Raw genomic sequence first — 17390 nt, 5'->3', positions numbered from 1 at the left:
CATCAGTTGGTGTCTTGTGACCTAGATGTGGGCGCGCGCCAAGGTGTTCAACCTTATCGCGCGGGCTGCGACATGGTGACGAGTTCTTCGCTGATCGTTGGATGCACCGCGCAGGTCGCATCGAACTGTGCCTTTGTCAGCTTGTTCTTCACCGCAATGCCGATCAGCTGGATCATCTCTCCGGCCTCTTCCGCAACGACATGCGCGCCAAGAACCACGTCTGTCTCACGATCCACGATCAACTTCAGCAGCGTCCGCTCTGGCCGACCGATGAAGGCGGTGCGCATGGGCCGAAACGACGTGCAGTAGACATCGACCTCATGGTCGCGCATGGCCTCTTCTTCGGTCATACCAACGGTGCCCATCTCGGGTTGGGTGAAGACCGCCGATGGGATCAGTTCGTGATCGACAGGGCAATCTTCGCCTTTGAACACGGTACGTGTGAAGGCCATCGCTTCGCGGATCGCGACGGGGGTCAATTGCACGCGATCTGTCACGTCGCCGATGGCGTAGATCGACGGGACAGAGGACTGCGAGTAATCGTCGACCACGATCTCGCCGTTGCGGCCCAGTTCGACGCCAACGTCGACCAAACCCAATTCATCCGTATTCGGCTTGCGGCCCGTGGCGAAGAGAACCGCGTCGAAGGTGCCTTCCTTTCCGTTGCTGGCCTTGACCCAGACGGGGCAACCGGCGTCAGCAGTGGTTTCACTTTTCGGATTGTCGGCCACGTCCGGGTCGGGATGGGGATTTTCGCTGACAGGTGCGCCCATTGCGGCATCAGACCCGGCACCCTTGGTCACGTCTTCGTGCTGGTCCGCGCGCTCCATCTCCACGATGGAGGTGCCGGTGTGGATGTCGATGCCCTGCTCGCGCATCATTTCTGCCACAAGGCCACGGCACTCGTCATCGAACCCGTTCAGGATTTGCCCACCACGCAGGTAGACCGATACATCGACGCCCAGCCCCTTCATCATGCAGGCGAATTCGCACCCGATGTAGCCGCCACCGACGATCAGCATGGATTTTGGCAGTTCTTCCATCAAAAACATATCATTCGAGACAAGACCGAGTTCCGCATTCTGGATCGGCGGACGCATGGGTCGGCCCCCGGCGGCGACGAGAATATGCTTGGCGGACACGGTTTCTCCTCCGGCCAGCGTGACTTCATGCGCGCCGGTTATCCTTGCTCGGGTGTCGTAAAGCGTAACGTCGGACTTCGACAGCATTGTGCCGTAGACGTCTTCCAAGCGGTCCAGCTCTGTGTGCAGGCGCTTGCGGAAGCGGGGCCAGTCGAAGGCGCCAATTGACGCCTCCCAGCCATATTCCTGCGCGTCGGCGATCAGACCGGGATAGCCGGACGCGAAAACCATCAGCTTCTTCGGCACGCAGCCACGAATCACACAGGTGCCGCCCAGGCGGCTTTCCTCGGCCAATGCCACGCGCGCACCCGTCGCCGCTGCCGTCCGTGCCGCCCGGACACCACCAGAGCCGCCACCGATGACGAAAAGGTCGAAGTCGAAGTCGCTCATGGTGGTCTCCTGCCTGATGCCTAGGCAGAGGACCTAACCCAAGGATCGGTTCCAATAAAGCGGTCGCGCGCGTCGATCAGAACGTCAACGCGACCCCAGCACCGAAGACCAGAAAGGCCGCCATCAGCACAGCGGCCATGGTTCTGTTCTTTAATGGAGTGGTCTGAAAACACCGCCCGCACCGCGACGATCCCCACCGCAAGTTGTGATCGCAGGAACCACATCTGAAAATTCGTATTGCCATAAAGTCCCCCACAGACCAACTGCCAGAGGAGGAAAAGCGCTTGGATGCCGCCAAGACAATACGCTCAGATTATTTTGCAACTGGAGGCTGCTGAAACAATCGGCGGCGCATCTACAACAATTAAAACGTGACGCGGCCGGGCCTGAAAATGCAAAAGAAGCGGGCATCCTCAGACATCCGCTTCTTCAGTTAAGAATCGATTCGAATCGAAGATCGTTACTTCTTTTTATCCGAAGTGACCGCGTCCTTGGCGTCAGACGCAGCATTCTGTACACCACCGGCAGCTTGCTGGGTGTTGCCCTCGACCTGATCGGCTTGGCCTTCGCGCTTCAGGTCATCGTTGCCAACCAGCTTACCGGCGGCTTCCTTGACCTTACCCATGATCTCTTTGCCTTTGCCTTCGGCTTTATTCTCATTCCCGCTCATGGCGTTCTCCATCTGCTACATTTTCAGCACATAAACGGACGGAATGCCTCGCGGTTCCCGTTACACCAAGCGGGACGCTTCTTTTGCGGCGCGCACGAAATCGGCGAACAAAGGATGCGGCGCGAATGGCTTGGACTTCAGTTCCGGGTGGAATTGCACCCCGATGAACCAGGGGTGGTCGCTGATCTCGACGATTTCGGGCAGGCGACCATCCGGCGACATGCCGGAGAAGCAGACGCCCTGCGTCTCCAGCGCCTCACGGTATTTCACGTCGACCTCGTAGCGGTGGCGGTGGCGCTCTTCGATCCGGTGCGTGCCATAGACCTGCGCAACCTTCGAGCCTTCCTTCAGCGCCGCCGAATAGGCCCCCAGACGCATTGTGCCGCCCTTGTCGTCCAGTACGTCGCGGGCGATTTTCTGGTTGTCCTTGATCCATTCCTTAAGATGGAAAATCACCGGCTCGAACCGGGCGGCACCGGCCTCGTGGTCGAATTCCTGACTGCCAGCATTGGTCATGCCGGCCAGATTCCGAGCCGCTTCCACCACGGCCATCTGCATGCCAAGGCAAATACCCAGATAAGGCACTTTGCGCTCCCGCGCGAATTGCGCCGCCTTGATCTTTCCTTCCGTGCCGCGCTCGCCGAAGCCGCCGGGGACGAGGATCGCGTCGAACGGCTCCAGATGCGGGGCGGGGTCTTCGCTGTCGAAAATCTCTGCATCGACCCAAGAGACTTTCACCCGCACACGGTTGGCCATGCCGCCGTGGGTCAGAGCTTCGGCGATGGATTTATAGGCATCTTCCAGCTGCGTGTATTTGCCGACGATACCGATGTTCACCTCGCCCTCGGGGTTGAACACGCGGTCGGCTACGTCGTGCCAACGCTCCAGATTGGGCTGCGGCGCTGGGCTGATGCCGAACGCATCCAGCACCGCCTGATCCATGCCCTCGCGGTGGTAGGCCAGCGGAGCCTCGTAGATGGACTTCAGGTCGTAGGCAGCAATCACGCTGTCGGGGCGGACGTTGCAGAAAAGCGCCAGTTTTTCGCGCTCTTTCTCGGGGATGTGCCGCTCTGACCGGCAGACCAAAACGTCGGGCGCGATGCCGATGGAGCGCAACTCCTTAACGGAGTGCTGCGTGGGCTTGGTCTTCAACTCACCGCTGGCGGCGATCCAAGGCAGCAGGGTCAGATGCATGAAGATACATTGCCCGCGCGGGCGTTCCTGCCCGAACTGGCGGATCGCCTCGAAGAACGGCAGGCCTTCGATGTCACCAACCGTGCCGCCGATCTCGCACAGCATGAAGTCGACCTCATCGGCGCCGATGGTCAGGAAATCTTTGATCTCGTTGGTGACGTGAGGAATGACCTGAATCGTCTTGCCCAGATAGTCGCCGCGCCGCTCCTTTTCCAAAACGCTGGAATATATACGGCCAGAGCTGACCGAATCCGTGCTGCGCGCCGCGACACCGGTGAACCGCTCGTAGTGGCCCAGATCAAGGTCGGTCTCTGCCCCGTCGTCGGTAACGAAAACCTCGCCATGCTCGAAGGGGCTCATCGTGCCGGGGTCGACGTTCAGGTAGGGGTCAAGCTTGCGCAACCGGACCGAAAAACCACGGGCCTGCAGCAGCGCGCCAAGAGCGGCAGAGGCCAGCCCCTTGCCAAGCGACGACACGACGCCACCGGTGATGAAGACATAACGCGCCATGGAATCTCCCGCGAAACAAGGGGTTTTGGGCAGTCGCCGGACCACCCGTCACGGGACTTGAGGTGTAGGGTAGATTTGACGCGCCCGCAACTGGGCGCGAACGATCAATCCGCTCGCGGCGGTAGGCTCGGGGCATCACCGCTTGACGGCGGCAACAGGTCTTCACCCAGTTCCGGTACGCTGGGCGACTGGTCGCCTTCCAGCACCGGCTGCTCCAACTGGCCATTGCCGATGCGATCCAGAACCGAGCTGTCGGCAGAGTTCTGCGCCGCGATGATGGTCAGCCAGATCGAGGTGCCTATGAAGCACACCGCAAGGCCCCAGGTCATCTTGCTCATGGCCGTCGCGGCCCCGCGCGCCGACATCGCGCCGCCGCCACCGCCCATACCCAGACCGCCCCCTTCGGAGCGCTGCAAAAGCACCACGCCGATCAGCGCGAGCGCAAGGATCAGGTGGATGGTCAGGACGATGTTTTCCATGGGACGAAGGCTCTCTGTCGCGGACCGCTTCCATCTATGGGCAAGCGTCCCAAGGCGCAACCCGGCGCTTGCACCGCTGTCACGGTCGGCGCATCCTTCGGATCATGCCCCATGACGACCATCCCCACAACCTGCTGCCGCCAGAGCCTGCCCTGCGTGTGAAGGCGCTGGAGACACTCCTTACGCAGAAAGGCCTGATCGACCCGGCGGCGCTGGACGCGATCATCGACACCTACGCCCACAAGGTCGGCCCGAAGAATGGTGCCGCCGTCGTAGTGCGCGCATGGACCGACCCCGCGTTCCGCGAACGTTTGCTGGCGGATGGAACGGCGGCGGTGGCCGAGATGGGGTTCACCGGAAGACAAGGCGAACACATCGTGGCGGTCGAGAACACGCCGGAGGTGCACAATCTGATCGTCTGCACCCTGTGCTCTTGCTACCCGTGGTCGCTGCTGGGCATCCCGCCGGGCTGGTACAAATCCGACGCCTACCGCGCCCGCGCGGTCCGCGACCCGCGCAGCGTGCTGGCGGAATTCGGCGTGACGCTGCCGGACGGCACAGCTGTGCGCGTGTGGGATTCAACGGCAGAGGTGCGATATTTAGTGATGCCCATGCGGCCCAAAGGGACCGAGGCGCTGGACGCCGACGCACTGGCCGCACTGGTCACGCGCGACAGCATGGTGGGCACGGGAATCGTGAAAGGATGACCGGCCCGCACGATATGGGCGGCGTCCTCGCCGGGCCTGTAGACCTCAACGACCATGCGACCTTCGCGCAGGACTGGCACGCCCGCGCCATGGCGCTGACCGTGGCGTCGGGCAGCCTTGGGCAGTGGACCATCGACCGCTCTCGCCACGCCCGCGAGGTGCTGCCGCGCTACGCCGAACACAGTTACTACGAGAAATGGATCAACGCCTTGGCAGACCTGCTGGTCCGTCAGAACGTGGTCAGCCGCGAGGAACTCTCGGCGCAGACCGGCGCGCCCTCTCCCCTTGCGGACCGTCGCCTGACACCAGAGCGCGTGGCACCGGTACTGGCGAAGGGATCGCCTGTGGATCGCCCCGGCCCCTCGCCCGCCTATACCGTTGGACAGCGCGTCCGCACCGGCATGCCCCAGAATGTCCACATCTCCGGCGGCCACACACGACTGCCCGCCTATGCCGCCGAAAAGACCGGCACGATCACGGCGCAGCACGGCTGCCAGGTTCTGCCCGACACAAATGCCCATGGCCTGGGTGAGCAGCCAGAACCGCTATACACCGTCACCTTCGCCGCAACCGATCTGTTCGACGATGCGACACCGGGTGACGAAGTCCGGCTGGACCTGTGGCAAAGCTACCTGAGCCCGGCATGACCGAGCCCCCGTTCAAGGCGCCTTGGCACGCGCAGGCCTTTGCCCTGACGCACCATCTTGCGGATCGCGGAGTCATCACTTGGACAGATTGGACCGAGGCGCTGGCGACCCAGATCGCGGAACGCTGCATCGTCACCGCAAACGACTATTATACCGCATGGATCGCCGCCATCGAAACGCTGGTAGACGCGCCGGAAGCCCTGACGGCCCTGCGGGACGCCTGGGCCGACGCACACGCCACCACGCCCCATGGCCAACCCGTTCGTCTTCCTTCATCGTTCTGAAAATACCTCGGGGAGCGTGAGGGGCAGCGCCCCTCACCCGTAATAATCCACGCCCCCGGCGTGAGGGGCAGCGCCCCTCACCCGCATTAATTCACGCCTCCGGCGTGAGGGGCTGGCCCCTCGCCCCGACGCCCGGTAGAGAGGCCAACGGCAGACCCGAAGGGAGACCCAAATGGCCAATGTTGCGGTGATCGGTGCCCAGTGGGGCGATGAAGGCAAGGGCAAGCTTGTCGACTGGCTAAGCGAGCGCGCCGATGTCATCGTCCGCTTCCAGGGCGGACACAATGCGGGGCATACGCTGGTCGTCGACGGGACGGTCTACAAGCTGCACGCTCTGCCATCCGGCGTGGTGCGCGAGGGCAAGATCAGCGTCATCGGCAATGGCGTCGTGCTGGACCCGTGGCACTTGGTGAAAGAGATCGAGAGCATCCGTGCACAAGGCGTGACGATCACGCCCGACACCCTGATGATCGCAGAAAACGCACCCCTCATCCTGCCTTTTCACGGAGAGCTCGACCGCGCGCGCGAAGATCAGGCGGCGGTCGCCAAGATCGGCACGACGGGTCGCGGCATCGGGCCTGCTTATGAAGATAAAGTGGGCCGCCGCGTAATCCGCGTCGCTGACTTGGCCGATGAGGAAACGCTCGCTGGCCGTGTGGATCGTGCGCTGGTGCATCACAACGCATTGCGCCGCGGTTTGGGTCTGGAAGAGATCGACCGTGAAGCCCTACTGGCCGAGTTGCGCACGATCGCGCCGCAAATCCTCCCCTACGCGCGCCCCGTCTGGAAGGAACTCGACGCCGCCAAGCGGCAGGGCAAGCGCATCCTGTTCGAAGGTGCTCAAGGCGCTCTGCTGGACATCGACTTCGGCACATATCCGTTCGTCACATCGTCCAACGTGATCGCCGGGCAGGCCGCGACCGGTTCCGGCCTTGGCCCCGACGCAGTGCATTTCGTTCTGGGCATCGTGAAGGCCTACACCACGCGCGTCGGCGAAGGCCCCTTCCCCACCGAGTTGCACGACGAAGATGGTGAGCGTCTGGGCACGCGCGGGCACGAGTTCGGCACCACCACCGGGCGCAAGCGCCGCTGCGGCTGGTTCGATGCCTGTCTCGTCCGGCAAACCGCCGCCATTAGTGGAATGCACGGGATCGCGCTGACCAAGCTGGATGTGTTGGACGGGTTCGAGACGCTGAAGATCTGCGTCGGCTACGACTTGGACGGCACGCGATTGGACTACCTGCCCACGGCATCTGAGGCCCAAGCGCGCTGCGTGCCCGTCTACGAGGAAATGCCCGGCTGGTCCGAATCGACCGAGGGCGCGCGTAGTTGGGCCGAACTTCCGGCTGGCGCAATCAAATACGTGCGCCGGGTTGAGGAGTTAATCGGTTGCCCGGTCGCGCTGCTGTCAACCTCGCCCGAGCGTGACGACACGATCCTGGTGACGGACCCGTTCCGCGACTGATGCGACCCTGCGTACCCTTGGCGCGCGCCGCACCATGAGTATTTGTAAAAACAAAGAAGGCACAAGGAGCGCATCATGGCACTGTCGCACAAGGCCAAGCGGCGCTGGTCGCTGGTCATTCTTTTGCTGGGATTGCCGATCTGGATCGTGGTCGCATCCAGCCTGATGACCGCCTTCGGACGCCCGCCGATCATCGTGGAACTTCTGATCTACATGGCACTGGGCATTGCCTGGGCCTTGCCGTTCAAGTCGGTGTTCCGGGGCGTCGGTCAGGCCGATCCCGACGCTTAAAATGAAAACGGCGCCTCCGAAAGGGCGCCGCTTTCGTCTTGATCAAGGTCGATCAGCTTGCAGCGCTGTCACGGTCTTGTGCGTCCTCTGCAAGGGCGAAGCGACCGGCAGACAGTTTGCGCAGGCGACCAGAGCGCAAAAGCTGACCGAAGCTTTTCAAGCCTTCTTCGCGGGTCATGTTTCCCTCGCCCGCGACGCTGGCCGCACGGCGAAGAAGCTGCGGGCGCGACACGCCCTCCTGTCCTTCGACGATCATTGCGTAGGCGGCTGCGGCTTCCAGAAGGTCCGGCAGCTCACGGGCGCCGCGGCGTTCGGCAAACTCAGAGAAGCTCTGGGCGTCGTTGGCCGCGTGTTCGTTTGACGTTTCGACAGAGGCGACGGCGGCGGGGCGCGTCGGCTTGACCGGGCGGACCGGGGTTTCCGTCTGGTCGACGCGCTGCGACGAAACCAGAACCAGTGGACCCGAACCCAACGCTTCCGTCGGACGCCCGGTGCGGCCGTTGCGCGATCCCGCTTCGGGACGACGGGGGCGGACCACTTGGCGCAGATCGTCGCGGAACTTGGCGATAGAGGCGCCCATCTCGTTCGAGCGATCGCGCAAACCGCTGTCGGCCTTGGTGGCAGCGACGGCACGCTTGAGGTGCTGGATCGCGCTGCGGCGACGGTTGCCTTCGGGTTCATCGAGTTGCGTATTTGCCTCGTCGATCAGGCGGTCGAGATCGCTATCGCCGGCGGCTGCGGGACGCGCGGTGTCGGCCGATTCGGTGGCATCGTCATCGCAAACCTCCGCTTCTTTCGTCGCCTCCGGCTTTTCCGCAGCGGCTTCGGGCGTGTCGTCGGCGTCGGCTTGCGCCTGTTCCTCTGCACCATCGTCTTCCAAAGCGGCCAGATCGGCTGCAAGAGCATCGCGGTCGTCGGCCGACAGACCGGTCTCGGCCAAGATATCTCGGATTGAATCTTCGGTGTCCCTGGCTTCAGCGGCGACCGTCTCTTCTTCCGCAGCGCTATCGGTCTCTTCGTCGATCTCTTCGATCTCGCCCGAAGCAAGCATTTGCTCGAATTCGGTACGGGTCAGGCGAACCAGGGTGGGATTGCCGTCTTCGTCTTCCATTTCCAGTTCGATGTGGTCGTCATCGGCTTCAGACGTTTCCGCCTTAATCTCGACTTCCGCAGCTACAATTTCTGCGTCTGCAGCTTCGGCTTCGGCTTCGGCTTCGGCTTCGGCTTCGGCTTCGGCTTCGGCTTCGGCTTCGGCTTCGGAAGGATCGGACACCGGCGCTTCGGCTTCCGCCAGTGCCGCAAGGATCACGGCGTCATCAGCGTCGGTTGGCTCGTCCGAGGTGTCGGTGACCTGATCTTCTTCGTTCGCGCCCTCAATGGGTTCATCTGCGGTTTCGGCGTGATACGCATCCGCGCCTTCGGCGCCTGCGTCAGCATCCTGATCGGCGTCATCGGCCAGCCGAAGATCGGTCTCTTCCAAGTCGATCGTTGCGATTTCGGGCGTGTTCTCGGAACGCTCCGCGGCGTCGATGGTCAGACCGGCGGCGACAGGTGCTGCAACCGCACCAACAACCAAGGCGGCGGCAGGGGTCGCGATGTCATCGCTCTTGCCAGTTGTATCGAACGCATCATCCGACTGGTCTTGGCCCGCGTCGTTTTCGGGAACGTCCGCTGCAATGGCGTCGGGCGTGTCATCACCATCAAGCAGGCGTGCTAGCATCTCGTTCGGAGCTTCTTCCTGAACGGTGACATCATCCTCTTCCCGCGTGGTCGCAAGCTCTTGTTCGGCGGAATCGTCCTTTCCGTGATCTGACGGATCAGAAATGTCGGCCTCATCTTCGTCCAGAGCATCGGCGGCGGTGATGAGCGGCTCGCTTTCGTCGTCGACCTGCGCTTCGGCCGTATAGGCGTCGCTATCGTCTTCGGCAGAAGTCTCTGCATCCTCGGCAGAAGCGAAGGCCGAAAGAAGCGATTCGTCGTCGGCATCCACGACAGGCTCATCCTCGGCGTAAGAGCGTTCCCGCTCGGCGCGGGCCTTCGCGACGACACCGCGAATGCGGGCCAGCTTTTCTGCAACCGATTCGCCGCCCGTGGCAGGGGCTTCAGAGGTCAGCGGTGCGGGCGTGGGTGCCTCTTCAGCGGTCTCGGACGCCTCGTTGTCCATCTGACGCAGCACGACGCCGCTGTCCTCGACCCGCGCTTCGACGCGGCGGCGCACTTCGCGCTCTGCGATCTGGTGCAGCATCTGCGCGTCGGGCTGCGGCGGCTCTGCGCCGAAATACCGATCCTCGGCAGCGAGGTCACGGAAGTACTCCGCAATGCCCTGCATCGTTCCGAAGGGGTTGTCGAACCCCTCCAGCGTACAAGAGAACGTGCCATAGGACACCGTGAGAATTTTGCTCGATCCAGTCATCGTTCGCTCGCCTTTACATTCCGTCCAGCTAAGCCCTGTTTACCATCCATTGGTTCTTAAAAATGAACAGAACTGGGTTATTTGATGCGTCTTTTGAGGGCTGAATTGTGGCAGGTACGGAAACGATCATAGAGCCTTTGGTGCGATCCGACACGCCTGTAGCCCTTGTAGGTGGGGGTTTCGTGGGATCGGACGACCTTGATTGGGCCATGTCACGGGCAAGGCTGCTGGTCGCGGCGGACGGTGGCGCGGAAACAATCGTTGCCAACGGATATTCGCCCGATGTCGTGATCGGGGATATGGATTCGGTCGATCCGGCCGTTCTTGAGCAGATCGAGGCGAATCGGCTCCACCACGTTTCGGAACAGGACACGACGGACTTCGAGAAATGCCTACAGCGGATCGCCGCCCCCGGCGTGGTGGCTTTGGGTTGTTTGGGCAAAAGGTTGGATCATTCGCTGGCCACACTGGCCGTGACAGCGCGAACTGGAACGCCATGCCTGCTGATCGGCCCGCAGGATGTGGCGTTCGTGGCCCCTGCCCGCCTTGTGCTGGACTTGCCTTCTGATTGCCGCGTTTCACTGTTTCCCCTTGCACCCGTAACGGGTCGGTCGCGCGGATTGCGCTGGCCGATCGACGGGTTGGAATTGTCACCGATGGGGCGGTTGGGCACATCCAACCAAGCTACAGGCAAAGTCTTTCTAGAGTGTGAAGGCATCATCGTTTTGCTGCCGCGCGACATGCGGGACGCCGCTTTTGAGGGGCTGTTTGCAGAAAATTAGGGAATCTCTGGCACGGTTGATGCCATGCGCCACATTACATCAGCAGTTCGGGATATTCACAGCAAGACCGCCCAGCGCGGTTTCCTTGTACTTCTCGCTCATGTCGCGGCCCGTCTGGCGCATCGTTTCTATCGCCGCATCCAGCGGCACGAAATGCGTGCCATCGCCGCGCAAGGCCAGGCTGGCGGCACCTACGGCCTTCATCGCACCCAGCCCGTTGCGCTCGATGCACGGCACTTGAACCAGACCGCGGACGGGATCGCAGGTCATGCCAAGGTGATGCTCCAGCGCGATCTCGGCAGCGTTCTCTATCTGCTCAGGACTTCCGCCCATCACGGCACACAGACCGGCCGCAGCCATGGCGGCGGCGCTGCCGACCTCTGCCTGGCACCCGCACTCTGCCCCGCTGATCGAGGCATTGTGCTTCACCAGCCCGCCGATGGCAGCGGCGGTCAGCAGGAAATCGGTCACTTTCGCGCGGGTCGATCCGGGCACGTGGTCCAGCCAGTAGCGGATGACGGCAGGCACTACGCCCGACGCGCCGTTCGTTGGCGCGGTCACGACCCGCCCGCCAGCGGCGTTCTCTTCGTTGACGGCCATCGCGTAGGCGGCCAGCCAGTCCATCGCCTGATGCGGCTGGGGTTGATTGGTGTGCTCGTCGCGCAAGCCTTCGGCCAGCGCGGCGGCCCGGCGGCGCACGTTCAGACCACCCGGCAGAACGCCGGTGGTCTCCAAGCCGCGATCCATGCAGGCCGCCATTTCGTCCCAGATCCGCGCCAACCCGTCGTGCAATTCGGCGCGCGACATACGGCTCAGCTCATTCGCACGCTTCAAATCGGCGATGCTTTGGCCCGTCTCGCGGCACATGCGCATCATTTCATCCGCGCTCTTGAACGGATACGGAACCGGAGCGCCATCATCGGTGGCACCACCCTGCGCAAGCTCGTCTTCGGTCAGGACGAAACCGCCACCAACCGAGAAATAGACCTGCCGCAGCACCGTGTCGCCCTCGGCGTCACGGGCGAACAATTCCATCGCGTTGGCGTGGCCGTCGATGGCACGGTCATAGTCGAAGATCAGATCGACGTCGGGGTCGAAAGCCATGCTTGGGAGGCCGTCGGGCTCGACATGACCCGTCTCGGCGATGCGGGCCAACACCTGCTCGGCAACGTCGGCGTCGTAGGTGTCCAGCGTCACGCCACCAAGGCCAAGGATGGTCGCTCGGTCCGTGGCATGGCCTTTTCCGGTGAAGGCCAGCGATCCATGCAGGCTGGCCGACAGCGCAGCGGGTTGGAAAGGGGAGGCGCGCAGTTGGTCCAGAAAGCGGCGCGCGGCTACCATAGGCCCCATCGTGTGCGACGAGGACGGGCCGAGGCCGATTTTGAACAGGTCGAGGACGGAAATAAACATATCCGCCCGATACCACGGCCACCCAAAGCCGATAAGCGGAAGGCGACATATCGCGACGATCCGGCGTCAACGCAGCGGACGCAGCGCCTTGTTTTCGGCCCTGATACGGATCGTCAGAACGATAGCGTTCAACACCGTGAAGATCAGCGCTACGCCCCACAGACCCAGCACCATGGGGGCAACGAAGATTTCTGCGACGACGAGCATGTAATTCGGGTGGGGCAGGAATTTGTACGGACCACGCGCGACCAACGGCTCATTCAAAACGATAATGCGCGTGGTCCAACGCGTGCCTAGGCTGGCCAGTATCCACACGCGAAAAAGTTGCAGCAGGCCGAATACGGCCAGCCATCCCCATACCACCGGATGCGACCAGCCCAGAATGACGATGGCCGCAATCCAAGCAATGTGCAGCGCAACGATGAGCGGATAATGCGCTGCGCCATGTTCGACGGCGCCGCGCGCCAGAAGGGCGGCGGTGTGGCGTTTGGCGATCCGCAGCTCGACAAGGCGTTGACCGATCAGGAAGGCGAAAAACAGCGCGGTCGCGACGGTCATGCGCGGATCGGCAGAAAAGAGGCGGTGAAGCCGGGGCCAAGGGCGCAAAGCATCAATTGGCCGGTGGTGCCCGCTCGCAAAGCGCCGCTTAGAACGAAAAGCGCTGTGGGCGCCGACATGTTGCCAGCGCGTCGCAAGACGGCACGTTCGTGGTCCAAGGTTTCAGGGGCAAGGTCCATCGCGGCTTCCAATGCGGTGAGGACCTTTGCGCCTCCGGGATGGCAGACGAACCGGTCGATCTGGTCGATCCGCAGCCCAGCGCGGTGCAGGGCGTCATCCGCCGCCGTTCGGAAAGACGTCTTCGTAAATTCCGGGATGGATCTGTCGAAGATGACGCCAAGGCCGTTCTCACCCACGTCCCAGCCCATGATATCCAAGGTTTCGGGCCACATATATTCCAGCCCGGCGTCAAGGATCGGGCCGTCGCCCCTGCCACCACTTAGTACGGCAGCCGCAGCGCCATCGCCGAACAGGACGGTGGCGATGATATCTGCCTTGCGCAGATGCTCCATCTGGAATGACAGCGAGCACGCCTCGACCGCGACCATCAGGACGGTCGCCTTGGGATCGGCCGCAGCCATCGATCTTGCGATGGACAACCCGCTGACGCCACCGGCGCTACCGAGGCCAAAGACCGGAACCCGACGCACGTCTTGGCGAAAGCACATTCGACAAGCCGCACGGGCCTCCAGCGTTGGCGTCGCAATACCAGTCGATACTGTGACGATCACGTCCACGTCGCTCGCGGCCAGACCAGCGCCGTCCAGATACGCCGTGTTCCGATCCGACCATGAATGCGACATGTCGAACCAGTCCAGCGGAACAACCGAGTGGCGCGTGTCGACCCATGCGTTTCGGAAGGCCGGTTCCAGCCGGTCGAACTGCGGGAACTTGGGAGCAAGAAGTGTCCGCGCCTTGTCCAGAACAATCTCCTGCGGCATGGCGTGTGGCGGAAGTGCTGTGCCAAGGCCGCGCAGGCGTACAACTGTGCCGCCGCCGACCTTGTTCGGGACCAGCCGTCCGAAGGGACTGATCTAGTTCACTGAAAATTTTCTACTGCAATTCGACCAGACAACGCCAGTCCAGCCAACGTGGTTGCCGATCCCCCTTCACTTGTTCGGTAGCGCGACACGGGGCCGCGTCCTATACTGTGACAGCCACTCTGATCGGAGACCGTTATGCCAGCCTCGCTGTCCGCCATCGACACCGCGAAATTCGTTGCCGCCAAGCGCGCGTGCCAGTTCGTCGAAAGCGGGATGCGCGTCGGTCTGGGCACGGGGTCGACGGCCGCCTGGCTGGTGCGGTGCCTGGGCGACATGGTCGAACAGGATGGATTGCGCATCACTGGCGTGCCGACCTCGACCCGCACAGCCGATCTGGCGCGGGAGGTCGGAATAGAGATCGCGACGCTGGACGAGGCCAAATGGCTAGACATCACCATCGACGGCGCGGACGAGTTCGACCCAGAGCTGAACCTGATCAAAGGCGGCGGCGGAGCGCTGCTGCAGGAAAAGATCGTCGCGACGGCCAGCGACCGAATGATCGTCATCGCAGATCGCACCAAGCAGGTCGACACGCTTGGGGCGTTCCCGCTGCCGGTCGAGATCATTCCCTTCGGTTGGCAAACCACCAAAGCACTGTTGGAAGAAACGATCACCGCGCTCGACGTGGTGGGCGAGAAGGTGACTTTGCGCATGGATGGCCCAGCGCCCTTCGTCACGGATGAGGGCAATCACATCGTAGACCTGCATCTGGGTCGGATCGGGAATGCGCGCCAGATGGCGTTGATCCTGAACCAGATCCCGGGGGTCGTGGAAAACGGGCTGTTCATCGATATCTGCGACATAACCGTGATCGGCAATGCCGACGGGCGGGTGCAGGTGAAAGACATCAATCAGGGCACGACCGAAGAAGACTTCATCGCCTTCGAAGAGGAAGAGAATATCTTTGTGGATCTCGACGGATAGGATCGGACCCGAACGCTCTGCAAAGGCGTTGTGTCCACTATAGTGACACAAGGATACGACATGACCCCATGGATCGCCCCCGCCGCGCTGATCGCCGTAATGGCCGCGGCCCCCGCAATTGCTCAGGAAACCGTCCATTTACGCGGAACCGTTCAGTCGGTCTCGGATGACAGCGTTTCGTTCGAGACGACCGCGGGCGACACCTATGATGTTGGCTTGACAGACGACTTCATGGTCTTGGTCTACGAGCAGGCCGACATCGTGCAGGTGGGACCGGGCGACTTTCTGTCGATCCCGTCCATCGAAGAGAACGGAATGAAAGTCGCCGTTTCGATCAATGTCTTCCCCGAAGAGATGCGCGGTACCGGCGAAGGTGAGCGCGCGTGGGACCTGACCGAACAAAGCCTGATGACAAACGCCACAGTCGGTGAGGTCATCCGCGCCGATGACGGTCGCGTGCTGCTGGTCGAGTACAACGGCGTGGAAGAGCCTGTTCTGGTGGGCGCCGACACGCCGATTACCGAATTTGGCCCCGCCCCTGACCGGATGTTGCAAGAAGGCGATCAAGCCATCCTGTTCGTCACCCAAGGTGACGACGGCGCGCCGATTGCCAGCCTTGCTGGCGTTAGCGAAGATGGCAGTCTGCCGCCTCTTTAAGCAAACCGACGAGAGCGAAGCATCCGCGTGTTTCGCTTTTGTCTTGCGTCGCAGCCTTTCGCCTAGACCCGACGTCACCGCACCGAACGCCTTGCATGTGCGGGACCGGTCATAGTCAATTCCCGCATGACGTGCGCGATGTCGCGCCATTACCAGTTGGGAGATTTGTAATGAAACTGTCCAAATACCTTACGGCTTCGGCCCTTGCCCTGACGGTCGGCTTTGCCGCCCATGCGGCTGATGTGCCCGAAGGCACCTCACTGGCCGACGATCAGACCTACACGTTCTGGCTGCTCGACGCGATCAAGTCGATGGACCCGCAGATCAACACCGACGTCGAAGGCTCGGACGTGCTGCGCAACCTGTTCGAAGGCCTTTATAACGAAGACGGCAATGGCGAGCTGGTGCCGGGCGTCGCGCTGGATCACACCGTCAGCGATGATGGTATGACCTACACGTTCAACCTGCGCGACGATGCGCAATGGTCGAACGGAGAGCCGGTTACCGCGAACGATTTCGTCTATTCCTGGCGCCGCCTCGCCAACCCGGCGACCGCGTCGGAATACGCGTGGTACATGGAGCTGATGCAGGTCGAGAACGCCGCCGCGGTCATCGCGGGCGACATGCCCCCCGAGGAACTGGGCGTGCGCGCGGTGGACGACACGACCTTCGAGGTCACGATCACCACGCCTCTGCCCTACTTCCCGCAGATGCTCGTCCACGCCTCCACCTTCCCGGTGCTGGAATCGGTCGTCGAAGAAAACGGCGACGACTGGACGGATGCCGGCACGCTGGTTGGCAATGGCGCCTACACGCTGACCGAGCACACGCTGGGCGAGCGGGTCGTGATGGAGAAGAACGACACTTATTGGGACGCCGACAACACCGTGATGGAGACGCTGACCGCGTTGACCATCAACGACATCAACCAGGGCCTGACCCGTTACCTCGCTGGTGAGCTGGACCGCGTGGACATCCCCGCCGGTCAGTATCCTCGACTGGCCGAGCAGTACCCCGATCAGGCCGTCTCGACCCCCTATAACTGTTCCTACATCTATATGCTGAACGTGGGCGAAAAGGGACCCGAGGCGCTGAAGGATCCGAACGTCCGCAAGGCGTTGGCCTACGGGATCGACCGTGACATCATCGTCGAACGTATCCTGCAGGGCGGCCAGCGACCCAGCTACAACTGGACCCACTGGGCCATCGCCGACTTCGAGCGCCCCGAACTGGAGTGGGCCGATCAGATGGATCAGGCCGCGCGCATGGAAGCCGCGCGCGAGTTGCTGGCAGAGGCCGGCTACGGCCCGGACAATCCGCTCGATCTAACGCTACAGTACAACACGTCGGAAGATCACAAGAAGATCGCCATCGCCGCCTCGCAGATGCTCAAGCCGCTGGGTGTGAACATCACCCTCGATAACTACGAGTGGAAGGTCCACACCGACCGGATGCAGGCGCAGGACTTCGACATGGCGCGCTATGCGTGGTGCGGCGACTACAACGAAGCCTCGACCTATCTCGATCTGTTCACCAGCTATTCGGGCCACAACAACGGCGAGTTCTTCAACGACGAATACGATCAGGTCATGCGCGACTCGAAGACCGCCGAAGACCCGCAACCGCTGTACCAGCAGGCCGAGGAAATCCTGGCCGAAGAAATGCCGATCATCCCGATCTACCACTACGCCAACGTGGACATGATCGCGGCTGACATCGAAGGACTGCCGGAGAACAACGTGAACAACACGTGGTATGGCCGGAACCTCTACCGCGTCGCGGAGTAAGACGGACGGCACCGGCCCCTGAACGGGGGCCGGTCTT

Annotated in this window: 17 protein-coding genes; 9 read left to right on the top strand and 8 right to left on the bottom strand. The window is 62.3% G+C overall.

Annotated features, from left to right (window positions below; all coding sequences use genetic code 11):
* Positions 1-53: 53 nt before the first annotated feature.
* From FIU81_RS02015 to secG, 4 genes are all read right to left on the bottom strand, one after another.
* Entirely contained in the window at positions 54-1532 is a 1479-nt protein-coding gene (locus FIU81_RS02015; protein ID WP_124110933.1) for an FAD-dependent oxidoreductase, read from the bottom strand.
* Between the two features lie 460 nt (positions 1533-1992).
* Entirely contained in the window at positions 1993-2202 is a 210-nt protein-coding gene (locus FIU81_RS02010; RefSeq protein ID WP_124111151.1) for a CsbD family protein, read from the bottom strand.
* 60 nt (positions 2203-2262) lie between these two features.
* Positions 2263-3906: a CTP synthase gene (locus FIU81_RS02005; RefSeq protein ID WP_124110934.1), complete on the bottom strand. Its 1644-nt coding sequence runs from the start codon at positions 3904-3906 to the stop codon at positions 2263-2265.
* A gap of 104 nt (positions 3907-4010) precedes the next feature.
* Positions 4011-4385, bottom strand: coding sequence for a preprotein translocase subunit SecG (secG, locus tag FIU81_RS02000; RefSeq protein WP_124110935.1), 375 nt, complete (start codon positions 4383-4385; stop codon positions 4011-4013).
* Positions 4386-4489: 104 nt separating this feature from the next.
* Between secG and nthA the strand changes: the two genes are divergently transcribed.
* From nthA to FIU81_RS01975, 5 genes are all read left to right on the top strand, one after another.
* A complete protein-coding gene (gene nthA, locus FIU81_RS01995; protein ID WP_124110936.1) occupies positions 4490-5092 on the top strand; it encodes a nitrile hydratase subunit alpha in 603 nt (200 codons plus the stop codon).
* Positions 5089-5739 (top strand): nitrile hydratase subunit beta, encoded by a 651-nt coding sequence (nthB, locus tag FIU81_RS01990; protein WP_124110937.1) that lies wholly within the window; start codon positions 5089-5091, stop codon positions 5737-5739. Before nthA ends, nthB begins: the two co-directional genes overlap by 4 nt.
* Positions 5736-6023 carry a nitrile hydratase accessory protein gene (locus tag FIU81_RS01985; protein WP_124110938.1) on the top strand — a complete coding sequence of 96 codons (288 nt, stop codon included), beginning with the start codon at positions 5736-5738 and terminating at the stop codon, positions 6021-6023. Before nthB ends, FIU81_RS01985 begins: the two co-directional genes overlap by 4 nt.
* 172 nt (positions 6024-6195) lie before the next feature.
* Positions 6196-7488, top strand: a complete 1293-nt coding sequence (locus FIU81_RS01980) for an adenylosuccinate synthase (protein ID WP_124110939.1) — start codon at positions 6196-6198, stop codon at positions 7486-7488.
* Positions 7489-7563: 75 nt separating this feature from the next.
* On the top strand, positions 7564-7779 hold the full coding sequence (locus FIU81_RS01975) for a DUF2842 domain-containing protein (protein WP_124110940.1): 216 nt from the start codon (positions 7564-7566) through the stop codon (positions 7777-7779).
* A gap of 52 nt (positions 7780-7831) precedes the next feature.
* Here the strand turns inward: FIU81_RS01975 and FIU81_RS01970 are convergent, their stop codons facing one another.
* Entirely contained in the window at positions 7832-10192 is a 2361-nt protein-coding gene (locus tag FIU81_RS01970) for a hypothetical protein (protein ID WP_124110941.1), read from the bottom strand.
* Positions 10193-10299: 107 nt separating this feature from the next.
* On the opposite strand from FIU81_RS01970, the gene FIU81_RS01965 reads away from it, so the two are divergent.
* Positions 10300-10974: a thiamine diphosphokinase gene (locus tag FIU81_RS01965; protein WP_254695970.1), complete on the top strand. Its 675-nt coding sequence runs from the start codon at positions 10300-10302 to the stop codon at positions 10972-10974.
* Between the two features lie 39 nt (positions 10975-11013).
* Here FIU81_RS01965 and FIU81_RS01960 read toward each other — a convergent pair whose 3' ends face one another.
* From FIU81_RS01960 to FIU81_RS01950, 3 genes are all read right to left on the bottom strand, one after another.
* The gene (locus tag FIU81_RS01960) at positions 11014-12384 is read right to left on the bottom strand and encodes an L-serine ammonia-lyase (RefSeq protein ID WP_124110942.1); all 1371 of its coding nucleotides are present in this window, start codon (positions 12382-12384) and stop codon (positions 11014-11016) included.
* 66 nt (positions 12385-12450) lie between these two features.
* Complete coding sequence (locus tag FIU81_RS01955; protein ID WP_124110943.1) at positions 12451-12942, bottom strand: isoprenylcysteine carboxyl methyltransferase family protein; 492 nt, start codon at positions 12940-12942, stop codon at positions 12451-12453.
* The gene (locus FIU81_RS01950; protein ID WP_124110944.1) at positions 12939-13883 is read right to left on the bottom strand and encodes a type III polyketide synthase; all 945 of its coding nucleotides are present in this window, start codon (positions 13881-13883) and stop codon (positions 12939-12941) included. Before FIU81_RS01950 ends, FIU81_RS01955 begins: the two co-directional genes overlap by 4 nt.
* A gap of 237 nt (positions 13884-14120) precedes the next feature.
* Here FIU81_RS01950 and rpiA point away from each other — a divergent pair, with 237 nt between their 5' ends.
* The 3 genes from rpiA to FIU81_RS01935 all read left to right on the top strand — a co-directional run bounded on the left by rpiA (position 14121) and on the right by FIU81_RS01935 (position 17353).
* Complete coding sequence (gene rpiA / locus FIU81_RS01945; protein WP_124110945.1) at positions 14121-14909, top strand: ribose-5-phosphate isomerase RpiA; 789 nt, start codon at positions 14121-14123, stop codon at positions 14907-14909.
* Between the two features lie 60 nt (positions 14910-14969).
* Entirely contained in the window at positions 14970-15566 is a 597-nt protein-coding gene (locus FIU81_RS01940) for a hypothetical protein (RefSeq protein ID WP_124110946.1), read from the top strand.
* A gap of 170 nt (positions 15567-15736) precedes the next feature.
* Positions 15737-17353, top strand: coding sequence for a peptide ABC transporter substrate-binding protein (locus tag FIU81_RS01935; protein WP_124110947.1), 1617 nt, complete (start codon positions 15737-15739; stop codon positions 17351-17353).
* Positions 17354-17390 lie beyond the last annotated feature (37 nt).

Origin of the sequence: Palleronia sp. THAF1 (genome assembly GCF_009363795.1) — a bacterium.
Lineage (GTDB): Bacteria > Pseudomonadota > Alphaproteobacteria > Rhodobacterales > Rhodobacteraceae > Palleronia.
Note: the sequence above shows the minus strand (reverse complement) of the source record. Positions and strands in the feature narration are given on the sequence as shown.